Annotated in this window: 11 protein-coding genes; all 11 read left to right on the forward strand. The window is 70.7% G+C overall.

Features of this window, described 5'->3' with window-relative positions; genetic code table 11:
• From bchB to puhE, 11 genes are read left to right on the forward strand one after another with little or no spacing between them, the layout of a single operon-like run.
• A complete protein-coding gene (bchB, locus tag miv_RS04595; RefSeq protein ID WP_207181637.1) occupies window positions 1-1,536 on the forward strand; it encodes a ferredoxin:protochlorophyllide reductase (ATP-dependent) subunit B in 1,536 nt (511 codons plus the stop codon).
• Window positions 1,511-5,212, forward strand: coding sequence for a magnesium chelatase subunit H (locus tag miv_RS04600; RefSeq protein ID WP_207181638.1), 3,702 nt, complete (start codon window positions 1,511-1,513; stop codon window positions 5,210-5,212). Before bchB ends, miv_RS04600 begins: the two co-directional genes overlap by 26 nt.
• On the forward strand, window positions 5,209-6,102 hold the full coding sequence (bchL, locus tag miv_RS04605) for a ferredoxin:protochlorophyllide reductase (ATP-dependent) iron-sulfur ATP-binding protein (protein WP_207181639.1): 894 nt from the start codon (window positions 5,209-5,211) through the stop codon (window positions 6,100-6,102). The genes miv_RS04600 and bchL overlap by 4 nt, the downstream gene beginning before the upstream one ends.
• Window positions 6,102-6,803 (forward strand): magnesium protoporphyrin IX methyltransferase, encoded by a 702-nt coding sequence (bchM, locus tag miv_RS04610; RefSeq protein WP_207181640.1) that lies wholly within the window; start codon window positions 6,102-6,104, stop codon window positions 6,801-6,803. Before bchL ends, bchM begins: the two co-directional genes overlap by 1 nt.
• Window positions 6,800-8,206: an MFS transporter gene (locus miv_RS04615; RefSeq protein ID WP_207181642.1), complete on the forward strand. Its 1,407-nt coding sequence runs from the start codon at window positions 6,800-6,802 to the stop codon at window positions 8,204-8,206. The genes bchM and miv_RS04615 overlap by 4 nt, the downstream gene beginning before the upstream one ends.
• Before the next feature lie 9 nt (window positions 8,207-8,215).
• Window positions 8,216-9,007 carry a photosynthetic reaction center subunit H gene (gene puhA, locus miv_RS04620; RefSeq protein WP_207181643.1) on the forward strand — a complete coding sequence of 264 codons (792 nt, stop codon included), beginning with the start codon at window positions 8,216-8,218 and terminating at the stop codon, window positions 9,005-9,007.
• A 14-nt stretch (window positions 9,008-9,021) separates the two neighbouring features.
• A complete protein-coding gene (gene puhB, locus miv_RS04625; protein WP_244748867.1) occupies window positions 9,022-9,645 on the forward strand; it encodes a photosynthetic complex putative assembly protein PuhB in 624 nt (207 codons plus the stop codon).
• 10 nt (window positions 9,646-9,655) lie between these two features.
• Window positions 9,656-10,105, forward strand: coding sequence for a photosynthetic complex assembly protein PuhC (gene puhC / locus miv_RS04630; protein ID WP_207181645.1), 450 nt, complete (start codon window positions 9,656-9,658; stop codon window positions 10,103-10,105).
• Window positions 10,105-10,404 carry a hypothetical protein gene (locus miv_RS04635; RefSeq protein WP_203159271.1) on the forward strand — a complete coding sequence of 100 codons (300 nt, stop codon included), beginning with the start codon at window positions 10,105-10,107 and terminating at the stop codon, window positions 10,402-10,404. Before puhC ends, miv_RS04635 begins: the two co-directional genes overlap by 1 nt.
• Window positions 10,401-11,462: a magnesium-protoporphyrin IX monomethyl ester (oxidative) cyclase gene (gene acsF / locus miv_RS04640; protein ID WP_207181647.1), complete on the forward strand. Its 1,062-nt coding sequence runs from the start codon at window positions 10,401-10,403 to the stop codon at window positions 11,460-11,462. The genes miv_RS04635 and acsF overlap by 4 nt, the downstream gene beginning before the upstream one ends.
• A 7-nt stretch (window positions 11,463-11,469) precedes the next feature.
• Window positions 11,470-12,252, forward strand: a complete 783-nt coding sequence (puhE, locus tag miv_RS04645) for a putative photosynthetic complex assembly protein PuhE (protein ID WP_207181648.1) — start codon at window positions 11,470-11,472, stop codon at window positions 12,250-12,252.
• The last annotated feature ends 5 nt before the right edge of the window (window positions 12,253-12,257 follow it).

Genomic DNA, 12,257 nt, shown 5'->3' on the forward strand with positions numbered 1-12,257 from the left:
ATGCAGCTCACGCTCTGGACCTACGAGGGCCCGCCCCATATCGGCGCCATGCGCGTCGCCACCGCGATGCGGAGCCTGCATTACGTGCTGCACGCGCCGCAGGGCGATACTTACGCCGACCTGCTCTTCACCATGATCGAGCGGCACGGCGCCCGCCCGCCGGTGACCTACACCACCTTCCAGGCCCGCGACCTCGGCTCCGACACCGCCGAGATCTTCAAGCAGGCGGTGGCGGCCGCCTACGAGCGCTTCCGGCCCCAGGCGATGATCGTCGGCGCCTCCTGCACCGCCGAATTGTTGCAGGACGATCCAGGTGGATTGTCGCGGGCGCTCGGCCTGCCGATCCCGGTCATCCCGCTGGAACTGCCCGCCTACCAGAAGAAGGAGAACTGGGGGGCGTCGGAGACCTTCTACCGGCTCGTGCGGACCCTCGCCCCCGCCGCGCCCGCGCCGGAGCGGCCCAAGGCCAGCTGCAACATCCTCGGGCCGACCTCGCTCGGCTTTCGCCACCGCGACGACCTGCGCGAGGTGCGCGGGCTCCTCGGCGACCTCGGCATCGCCGTCAACGTGGTGGCGCCGCTCGGCGCGACGCCGGCCGATCTCGGGCGGCTGGGGCAGGCGGCCTTCAACGTCGTGCTCTATCCCGAAGTGGCCCGCAGCGCGGCGCAATGGCTGGAAAAGACCCACGGCCAGCCCTTCGTCGAAACCGCGCCGATCGGCGTGAAGGGCACCACCGCCTTCGTCGAGGCGGTGGCCGCGTTGGCCGGCGTCGATCCCGCTCCCATCCTCGACGGCGAGGGCTCGCGACTCACCTGGTACGCGCGCTCGGTCGATTCGACCTATCTCACCGGCAAGCGCGTCTTCGTCTTCGGCGATGCTACCCACGCCATCGCGGCGGCCCGGGTGGCGGCGCGGGAGATCGGTTTCGCGATCGTCGGGCTCGGCACCTATTCGCGCGAATTCGCCCGCGAGGTCCGGGCGGAAGCCTCAGTCCACGGGATCGAGGCGCTGATCACCGACGATTACCTCGCGGTCGAGGCGGCGATCGCGGCGGCCCAGCCGGAACTGGTGCTCGGCACCCAGATGGAACGCCACATCGCCAAACGGCTCGGCATCCCCTGCGCGGTGATCTCGGCACCGATGCATGTCCAGGACGTGCCGGCCCGCCACGCGCCGCAGATGGGCTTCGAGGGCGCCAATGTGCTCTTCGACACCTTCGTCCACCCGCTGATGATGGGGCTGGAAGAGCACCTCCTGGCGATGTTCCGGGACGACCCGGAATTTCACGATCGCGTCGCCCCCTCGCATCTCGGCGGAAGGCCGCGCGAGGCGGCCGAGACGGTCGTCGTTGCAGCGCCCGCGACCGCCGCGACGCCGGTGGTCTGGTCGATCGAGGCCGAGCGCGAGCTGAAGAAGGTCCCGTTCTTCGTGCGGGGCAAGGCCCGCCACAACACCGAACGCTATGCCCGCGAGCGGGCGCTCCCGCTCATCACCGTCGAGACCCTGTACGATGCCAAAGCGCATTTCAGCCGGTGACGGACCGGGCGCGCTGCCGGAGCTGCGCGTCGTCATCGTCACCCTCGACAACCACCTGGCCGGGGCGGTGGAGCGAGCGCGCCGGGTGCTGGCGACGACCGCGCCCGGCCTGATCCTCGGCTTCCACGCCGCCGCCGAATGGGAGACCGACCCCTCGGCCCTCGAATCCTGCCGGGCCGACATTGCGCGGGCCGACATCGTGCTCTCGGCGATGCTGTTCATGGACGAGCATGTCCGGGCGGTGTTGCCGGCGCTGCTCGCCCGCCGCACCGAGTGCGACGCGATGGTCGGCTGCCTCTCGGCGGCCGAGGTGGTCCGCACCACCCGGATGAACCGTTTCGCCATGGACGGGTCGCAGCGCGGCGCGCTCGACTTCCTCAAGCGCCTGCGCGGCAAGTCCGGGCCGGGCGGCACGCAAGGGAATGGCGCGCGCCAGATGGCGCTGATCCGCCAGATCCCCCGGATCCTGCGCTTCATCCCGGGTTCGGCCCAGGACGTGCGGGCGTACTTCCTGACCCTGCAATACTGGCTCGCCGGCTCGGACGAGAACGTCGTCAACCTCGTGCGCTTCCTCGCCGGCCGCTACGCCGCCGGGCCGCGCGCCGCCTGGCGCCGGCACCTCTCGGCCGCCGAGCCGCTCAGCTACCCCGAGACCGGCCTCTACCATCCGCGCCTGGCGGAGCGGGTGACCGAGCGCCTCGACCGGCTGCCGGCCTCCGGCAAGGCGGGACGGGTCGGCCTCCTGCTGATGCGCTCCTACGTGCTCGCCGGCAACACGGCGCATTACGACGGGGTGATCGCGGCGTTGGAGGCCCGCGGGCTCACCGTGGTGCCGGCCTTCGCCAGCGGGCTCGACAACCGGCCGGCGGTCGAAACGTTCTTCCTGCGCAACGGCCGGCCGGCCATCGACGCGCTGGTCTCGCTCACCGGCTTCTCCCTCGTCGGCGGGCCGGCCTACAACGACGCTCACGCCGCGAGCGCCATGCTGGGGCGGCTCGACGTGCCCTACCTCGCGGCGCAAGCGGTCGAGTTCCAGACCCTGGAACAGTGGGAGGCCTCGGCCCGCGGCCTGTCGCCGGTCGAGGCGACCATGATGGTGGCGATCCCCGAACTGGATGGCGCCACCGCCCCGATGGTGTTCGGCGGTCGCGCCGCCGGTGCGGGCGACTCCCGCGACATGGCGGTGCATCCTGAGCGCGCCGCGCGCCTCGCCGACCGTATCGCGCGCCTCGTCTCCCTGCGGGCCCGCCCGCGCGCGGAGCGCAAGGTCGCCGTCGTCCTGTTCAACTTCCCGCCGAATGCCGGTGCCACCGGCACCGCCGCCTTCCTGTCGGTGTGGGACTCACTCCACCGCGTGCTCCAGGGCCTGAAGGCCGACGGCTATTCCGTCGAGGTGCCCGGGACCGTCGATGCCCTGCGCGCCCGGGTGCTGGAGGGCAACGCCGCCCGCTACGGCACGCAAGCCAACGTCGCCCACCGCATCTCCGCCGACGACCATGTCCGGCGCGAGGCCCATCTCGCCGAGATCGAGGCGCAATGGGGCCCGGCGCCGGGCCGGCACCAGAGCGACGGCGCGTCGATCCTGGTGCTCGGCGCGCAGCTCGGCAACGTCTTCGTCGGGGTGCAGCCGGCCTTCGGCTACGAGGGCGATCCGATGCGCCTGCTGTTCGAGCAGGGCTTTGCCCCGACCCACGCCTTCTCGGCCTTCTACCGCTACCTGCGCGAGGACTTTTGCGCCGACGCGGTCCTGCATTTCGGCACCCACGGGGCGCTCGAATTCATGCCCGGCAAGCAGACCGGGCTGTCTTCCGCCTGCTGGCCCGAGCGGCTGATCGGGGCTCTTCCCAACGTCTATCTCTACGCCGCCAACAATCCCTCGGAAGGCACGCTGGCCAAGCGCCGGGCCGCCGCGACGCTGGTGAGCTACCTGACCCCGAGCCTCGCCCAGGCCGGGCTCTATCGCGGGCTGATCGACCTCAAGGCCTCGCTGGAGCGTCGCCGCGCCCTGCCGCCGGAGGAGGCCGCCGAGCGGGCAAAGCTCGCCGTGCTGATCCACGGCCAGGCCTGCGGCCTCGACCTCGCCGAGGGTGACGGCTGGGGCGAGGATGCGGAACATCGCATCGCCGATCTCGCGGTCCGGCTGATCGAGCTCGAACACACCCTGATCCCGCACGGGCTGCACGTCGTCGGGCAGGGGACGCCGCCGGAGGAGCGGATCGACCTGCTCGTGGCGCTGGCCGAATCGGTTCACGGCCTCGCGCCGGACCGCGCCGGCCTTGCGCGGCTGGTGGCCGGCGCCTCGCCCGAGGAGGTGGCCGGTGGCGACGACACCGCGCTCGTCGCCTTCCGGGCGCTCGCCGAGACCGACCGGCTGCTCGCCGAGGATCACGAGATCCCGGCTTTGCTGCGGGCGCTGGACGGCCGTTTCATCGCCCCGGTCGCCGGCGGCGACGTGCTGCGCTCGCCCGCGATCCTGCCGACCGGGCGCAACCTGCACGGCTTCGATCCCTACCGGATCCCGAGCGCCTTCGCGTTGGCCGACGGGCGCGCCCAGGTCGAAAAATTGCTCGCCCGCCACGCATCTGACGGCGGCGCGTACCCTGAGAGCATCGCGCTGGTCCTGTGGGGCAGCGACAACCTGAAGAGCGAGGGCGCGCCGGTGGCGCAGGCGCTGGCGCTGATGGGCGCCGCGCCCCGCTTCGACGGCTATGGCCGGCTCTGCGGTGCGGTGCTGATTTCCCTCGAGGACTTGCGCCGCCCACGCATCGACGTCGTCGCGACCCTTTCGGGCATCTTCCGCGATCTGTTGCCGCTCCAGACCAAGCTGCTGGCCGAGGCCGCTTTCCTCGCGGCGAGCGCCGACGAGCCGGAAGCGATGAACTTCGTGCGCAAGCACGCCCTCGCCCACCAGGCGGCGCAGGGCATCGATCTCGAGACCGCGGCGCTCCGGGTCTTCAGCAACGCGGAAGGGGCCTACGGCGCCAACCTCAACCACCTCGTCGAGTCCGGGCGCTGGGAGGACGAGACCGACCTGTGCGAGACCTTCTCGCGCCGCAAGAGCTTTGCGTATGGCCGCACGGGGAAGCCGGAACCGCGCCGCGCCCTGATGCAGGCGGTGCTGGCCGGCGTCGATCTCGCCTACCAGAACCTCGATTCGGTCGAGGTCGGGGTGACCAGCGTCGACCATTACTTCGACGGGCTCGGCGGCATGGCCCGCGCCGTGGCGAAGGCCCGGGGCACCTCGGTCCCGGTCTATATCAGCGACCAGACCCGCGGCGAGGGCCGGGTGCGCTCGCTCTCCGAGCAGGTGGCGCTTGAGACCCGCACCCGCATGCTCAACCCCAAATGGGTCGAGGGGATGCTGGGCCACGGCTACGAGGGCGTGCGCCAGATCGACCAGCACCTCACCAATACCGTCGGCTGGTCGGCCACCACCGATCAGGTCGCGCCCTGGATCTACCAGCGCATCACCGAAACTTATGTCCTCGACGAGGCGATGCGCGAACGCATGGCGGCGCTGAACCCCGCCGCCTCGGCCAAGGTCGCCCATCGCCTGATCGAGGCGCATCGGCGCGGCTTCTGGACCCCCGACCCCGAGACCCGGGCCGCCCTCGACCGGGCCGAGGAGGCCCTGGAGGACCGGCTCGAAGGCATCACCGCGGAGGCTGCCGCATGAACATCGCGATCCGAAACCCCGTTCCCGCAAGGCGGGAAGAGGGGAGCCTCCAGGTCGCCCTCGATCCGGACATCCGCATCGAGACCGCCAAGGTCTTCGCCGTCTACGGCAAGGGCGGCATCGGCAAGAGCACGACCTCGTCCAATCTCTCCGTCGCCTTCTCGAAGCTCAGCAAGCGCGTGCTCCAGATCGGCTGCGACCCGAAGCACGATTCGACCTTCACGCTGACGAAGCGCCTGGCGCCGACCGTCATCGATGCCCTGGAGGCGGTGCAGTTCCACTCGGAGGAGCTGCGCGTCGAGGATTTCGTCGTCGAGGGCTATAACGGCGTGCGCTGCGTCGAGGCCGGCGGCCCGCCGGCCGGCACCGGCTGCGGCGGCTACGTCGTCGGCCAGACGGTGAAGCTCCTCAAGGAGCATCACCTGCTCGAAGACACCGACGTGGTGATCTTCGACGTGCTCGGCGACGTGGTCTGCGGCGGCTTCGCCTCGCCGCTCCAGCATGCCGACCGGGCGCTGATCGTCACGGCCAACGACTTCGACTCGATCTTCGCGATGAACCGGATCGTCGCGGCGATCCACGCGAAATCCAAGAATTACGGCGTGCGCCTCGGCGGCGTCATCGCCAACCGCTCGGCCAAGACCGACGAGATCGACCGCTTCAACGCCGCGGTCGGCCTGAAGCGCCTGGCGCATTTCCAGGATCTCGACGTAGTGCGCCGCTCGCGCCTGAAGAAGGCGACGTTGTTCGAGATGGATCCCTCGCCGGAACTGCTCGCCGTGCAGGCCGAGTACCTGCAACTCGCCGAGCAACTCTGGGCCGGCGTCGACCCGCTCCCGGCGGTGCCGATGAAGGACCGGGATTTGTTCGAGTTTCTGGGATTCGATTGATGACCAGCCCCACCTACGCCACCCGCCGGGCCCAGCTCGAAACCTATTTCGACCGTACCGCCGTCGAGGCCTGGGCGCGGCTCACCTCGGACGCGCCGGTGAGCCGCATCCGCGCCACCGTCCGGGCCGGCCGCGACGCGATGCGGGCCGAGCTCCTGTCCTGGCTCCCCGCCGACCTCTCCGGCCGCCGCCTGCTCGATGCCGGCTGCGGCACCGGGGCGCTCGCGCTCGAGGCGGCGCGGCGCGGCGCCGAGGTCGTGGCGATCGACGTATCGCCGACGCTGATCGGTCTCGCCCGCGAGCGCACCGCCAGCCTCCGGCTCCAGGGCTCTCTCGATTTCCAGGTCGGCGACATGCTGGACGAGGGACTGGGGCGCTTCGACCACGTCGTGGCGATGGATTCGCTGATCCATTACCGCACCCCCGACATCGTCCGCGCCCTCTCGGCGCTCGCCCGTCGCACCGACGCCTCGGTGGTGTTCACGGTCGCCCCGCGCACGCCGCTGCTCACCGTGATGCACGCCGCCGGCCGCCTCTTCCCCCGCGGCGACCGGGCGCCGGCGATCGAGCCGGTCGGCGAGGGGGCCTTGCGCCGCCGCATCGCCGCCGATCCGGGCCTTCAGGCCTTCGCCGTCGCCCGCAGCCGGCGGATCAATTCCGGCTTCTACCTGTCGAACGCCCTCGAACTGGCCCGCCGATGAGCACGGCCAGCCGCATCGCCCGGGCGCTCGCCGATCTCGGGCCCCGCTACCTGCCCTTCGCGGATGCCGCGACGAAGGAACTGCCGCTCGGCCGGCTGCTGCGCCTGTCGCTGTTCCAGGTCACGGTCGGGATGGCGGCGGTTTTGCTGATCGGCACCCTCAACCGGGTGATGATCGTCGAGCTCGACGTGCCCGCCTGGATCGTCGCCGTGATGCTGTCGCTGCCGCTGCTCGCCGCTCCTTTTCGGGCGCTGGTCGGCTTTCGCTCCGACACCCACCGCTCGGTGCTCGGCTGGAAGCGCGTCCCCTATCTGTGGTTCGGCACGCTGCTGCAATTCGGCGGCTTTGCCATCATGCCCTTCGCCCTCCTGATCCTGTCGGGGGACACGACCGGGCCGATCGTGATCGGCCAGGCCGCGGCGGCGCTCGCCTTCGTGCTCGTCGGTGCAGGGCTCCATACGACGCAGACCGTGGGGCTCGCGCTCGCCACCGATCTCGCGCCGGCCCATGCCCGCCCGAAGGTGGTGGCCCTCCTCTGCGCCATGCTGCTCGCCGGCATGATGGCGAGCGCCGTGGTGTTCGGCCTGGCGCTGCACAACTTCTCGGCCATCCGGCTGATCCAGGTGATCCAGGGCGCGGCGCTCGCGACGCTCGTCCTCAACGGCATCGCCCTGTGGAAGCAGGAGCCGCGCGACACCTCGCGCAAGTCCGTGCCGGCCCGCCGCTTCGGCGAGGCCTGGGAGGCCTATACGGCCCATCCGCAGGCCCGGCGGCGGCTCATGGCCACCGGCCTCGGCACGGCGGGGTTCAGCATGCAGGACATCCTGCTCGAACCCTATGGCGGGCAGATCCTGCACCTGCCCGTCGCCGCGACCACCGCTCTCACTGCCGTGCTCGCAATCGGCGGCGGGATCGGACTTCTCACCGCGGCGCGCTGGCTCAATCGCGGCGGCGATCCGTTCCGGGTCGCGGCGGCCGGCGCGGTCGTCGGCATCGCGGCCTTCTCGGCGGTGGTCTTCGCCGCGCCGCTCGGCTCCGGCGGGCTGTTTGCCTGCGGCGTCGCGCTGATCGGGCTCGGCGGCGGGCTCTTCGCCCACGGCACGCTGACCGCCTCGATGGCCGGCGCTGCACCCGAGCAGACCGGGCTCGCGCTCGGCGCCTGGGGCGCGGTCCAGGCCTGCGCTGCGGGCCTGGCCATCGCGGCGAGCGGCATCCTGCGCGATGCCGGCTCGGCGCTCGCGGTTTCCGGCCGCCTCGGCGAGGCCCTGTCGGAAGCCTCCACCGGCTACCTCGTCGTCTACCACATCGAGATCGGGCTCCTCTTCGCCACCCTGGTGGCGATCGGGCCGCTGGTGCGCCGGCCCGCTCTTCCCCCGCTCTCCGCTCGTCCGGCCCTACCGTAGGAGGCCATCATGCCCAAGGGTGCCCTCACAGGCTATCTCGACGTCGCGCAAGTGGTGCTCTACGCGTTCTGGATCTTCTTTGCCGGCCTGGTCTTCTACCTGCGCCGCGAGGATCGCCGGGAAGGCTATCCTCTCGAATCCGAGGTCCATGGCGGCCTGAAGGGCTGGGACTGGCTGTTCGTGCCCTCTCCCAAGACCTTCCTGCTCGCCGACGGCTCGGCGGTGCTGGCGCCGCGCCCGCACGAGGGCCCGGTCGGCGAGCTCAAGGCGGTCAAGCTCGAACCCTGGCCCGGCGCCCCGATCGTCCCGACCGCGACCGACGATTCCCGTCTCGCCGACGGCGTCGGCCCGGGGGCCTATGCCCTACGCGCCGAGCGGCCGGACCTGACCTGGGAGGGCAAGACCCGCATCGTGCCGATGCGCGTCGCCGAGGAGTTCACGGTCGCGGCGGACGATCCCGACCCGCGCGGCATGCCGGTCTACGGCGCCGACGGCGTGCTCGCCGGCACCGTCACGGAGATCTGGGTCGATCGCGGCGAATCGCTGCCGCGCTACTACGAGATGGAGCTGGAGGGCGCCCGCGACCGCACCGTGCTGATCCCGGTGACCTTCGCCGACGTGCAGCGCTTCAGCCAGCATAAGAAAATTCTCGTCGAGGCGCTGCTCGCCCGTCAGTTCGCCGGCGTGCCGCCGCACCGCGACCCCGACAGCATCACCCTGCGGGAGGAGGAGCGGGTCATCGCCTATTTCGGTGCCGGCACGCTCTACGCCACCGATCGCCGCCAAGAACCGCTGCTGTGACGGGAGCCGCTGCTGTGACGGACCTGCTGCCTCACGGGCTGCCCGGCCCACTGCCCCACGGCGAGCGCCTGCTGTGGCAGGGCCGCCCGGCCTTCCTGAGCCTGGCGCGCCGCGCCTTCCACGTCGATCTCGTGGCGCTGTATTTCGGCGGGCTCGCCGCCTTTCAGGTCTATTCCTCCGGGCGGATCTCGACCGCCTGGCCCGTGCTGCTCGCCGGCGCCCTGGCGCTGGTGATCCTGTTCGCGCTGGCCTGGGGCGCCTGCCGCACCACGGTCTACAGCCTGACCGACAAGCGGCTGATGCTGCGCATCGGCATCGCCCTGCAGATGGACGTCAACCTGCCGCTGAAGGAGATCGAGGGCGCCGCCTTCCGTCGGCTCAGCGACGGCAGCGGCGACCTGCCGCTCCGGCTCAAGCCCGGCGTACGGCTCGCCTACCTGCATCTCTGGCCCCATGCCCGGCCTTGGCGGCTGACCCGGCCGGAGCCGATGCTGCGCTGCGTGCCGGATGCCGAGGCGGTGGCCAAGCGCATCGCCTCGGCGCTCGCCGAGGCGAACGGCCAGCCTGTCCAGGCGCTGCCGCAGGCCCCGGCTGCCAGCCCCGTCCTGCCCGGCCGCCTCGCCGCGGCGGGTCACTAGGGAGGCGGCGATGGCACACGACATCCCGGTCCCGCGGCCGCTCCTGCGCAATGCCGGCCTCCTCGTCGCCTTCTCGCTCGCCGCGGTGGCGATCGGCCGGTTCGGCGGCGTCGGCATCACGCGGATGCCGCCGGCTCTCGCCGTCCAGGTGCTCGACCTCGCGGTCGAGGATCGGCCGGACGGCCGCGTGGATCTCCGCAACGCCGCGAATGGCCGCCTCGTCGCCGAGGTGCAGCCCGGCGAGGACGGGTTCCTGCGCGCCACCCTGCGGGTCATGGCCCAGGCCCGCCTGCGCGAGGGCGCATCCCGCAACCCGCCGTTCCGGCTCACCCGCTGGGACAACGGCACGCTGACCCTCGACGACGTCGCGTCGGGCCGGCGGATCAACCTCGAAGCCTTCGGGCTCGACAACGCGGTCGCCTTCGCGCGGCTGCTCGAACAGGGGAGGGGCGCATCATGATGCAGTGGTTCGGCGGCAAGCGCCGCATCGAGGTGCCGTGCACGGTCGAGATCGAGCAGACGGCCGAGAGCCTGCACGCCCATGTCACGCTGGACGGCGGCCTGCTCATCGCCCCCGGCGACGAGGTGACGGTGCACGACGCCCCCACCTCCGTTCCCTACGGCGACCGCATCGTGGTGCGCCGCACCGCCACCGTTTTGCGCGCCGGCGCCATCGAGCGCCTGTGGACCCGCATCGCGGGCCATTTCGAACTCACCGAACTCTACGAAGTCAGCTTCTCGGAAAGGACGCGGCTATGAGCGCGACGACCCTGAAGACCCCGAACGAGAGCACCAAGTCGGCCCAGGAAACCACCTTCCTCAGTCCCCGCTTCTACACCACCAACTTCGAGGAACTCGACCGCACCAACGTCGAGCCGGTGCGGGCCGAGTGGGACGTGCTCCTCGCCGAGATGCGCGCCGACCCCAACAAGCGCCATTTCGTGCGCAATGCCGACTTCGACCTCGACCTGTCGGGCCTCGATCCGGAATTACGCAAGGAATTCCTCGACTTCCTGGTCTCGTCGATCACCGCCGAGTTCTCGGGCTGCGTGCTCTATGCCGAGATGCGCAAGCGCGCCAAGAACAAGGACATCCGCGAGCTGTTCGCCTTCATGAGCCGCGACGAGGCGCGTCACGCCGGCTTCATCAACGACACCCTGAAGGATTTCGGGGTCGGCATCGATCTCGGCTTCCTCACCAAGGCGAAGAAATACACCTATTTCCGGCCGAAATTCATCTTCTACGCCACCTACCTGTCGGAGAAGATCGGCTATGCCCGCTACATCACGATCTTCCGCCACCTCGAGCGCCATCCGGACAAGCGCTTCCACCCGATCTTCAAGTGGTTCGAGAAGTGGTGCAACGACGAGTTCCGCCACGGCGAGGCCTTCGCGCTCTTGATGCGCGCCAACCCGAAGCTGCTCACCGGCATCAACTACTACTGGATCAAGTTCTTCCTGCTCGCGGTGTTCTGCACGATGTATGTGCGCGACCAGTGCCGGCCGGCCTTCCACAAGGCGCTCGGGGTCGACCCGAAGGAGTACGACTTCCAGGTCTTCGCCATCACTTCGGAGATCTCGCGCCAGGTCTTCCCGCTCACCCTCGACCTCGACAATCCGGGCTTCCGGGCCGGTCTCGAACGGCTGCTCGCCTGTGCCCGCGGCATCGAGGAGGCGAAGGCGCAGGGCGGCCTGATCGGCAAGATCAAGCATGCCGGTTACGCCGCCAAGGCCGCGCTCGCCTTCGGGCGGCTGATGGTGATGCCGGCGAAAGCCAACCCGATGCCCGCGCAGATCCGCCTCAGCCCCGCCTGGTAGCGCCCGCATGTCCGACTACGCCGCGCCGATCGTCTATGCCGTCGTGATCTGGTGGTTCCTGACCGGGGCGATCCTCTGGCTGAACCACCGGCCGCGCCGGACCCATGCCTGGAGCTTCGGCGCGACGACCGTGGCTTTGGCCGGCGCGCTGTGGGTGATCTCCTGGAGCACCAGCCAGGAGAGCGAGGCGGGGGCCTATGCCGCCTTCACGGCGGCCCTGATCGTCTGGGGCTGGCAGGAAATGGCCTTCTACATGGGCTATGTCGCCGGCCCCCGGCGCACACCGGGCGTCCCCACCGACCGGGGCCTCGCCCGCTTCGGCGCGGCCGCCGCGACCAATCTCTGGCACGAGGCGGCGATCATCCTCGGCTTTGCCGCCATCGCCTGGCTGACGGCGGGCGGCCCGAACCGGATGGCGCTCTGGACCTACCTGGTGCTGTGGGGGATGAATCTCAGCGCCCGGCTCAACCTATTCCTCGGCGTGCGCAACCTCCACGCCGAGTTCCTGCCCGAACACCTGCGCTATCTCGGCAGCTTCTTTCGCCGCGCGCCGATGAACGCCTTGTTTCCGGTGGCGATGATCCTCGCCACCGGCTTCCTCCTGGTGCTGCTGCACCCCGCCGTCACCGAGAGCGCCTCGGCCTTCAAGCGCTCCGGCCACACCATGATGGCGACCCTGATGGCGCTCGCCATCCTGGAGCACGGTTTCCTGATGCTGCCGCTGCCCTCGGCCGCGCTCTGGGGTTGGGGGCTGCCCGCCCGCCGCCCCGGAGCCGATGCCGCACCGTAACGACA

Origin of the sequence: Methylobacterium indicum (assembly GCF_017347565.1) — a bacterium.
Lineage (GTDB): Bacteria > Pseudomonadota > Alphaproteobacteria > Rhizobiales > Beijerinckiaceae > Methylobacterium > Methylobacterium indicum.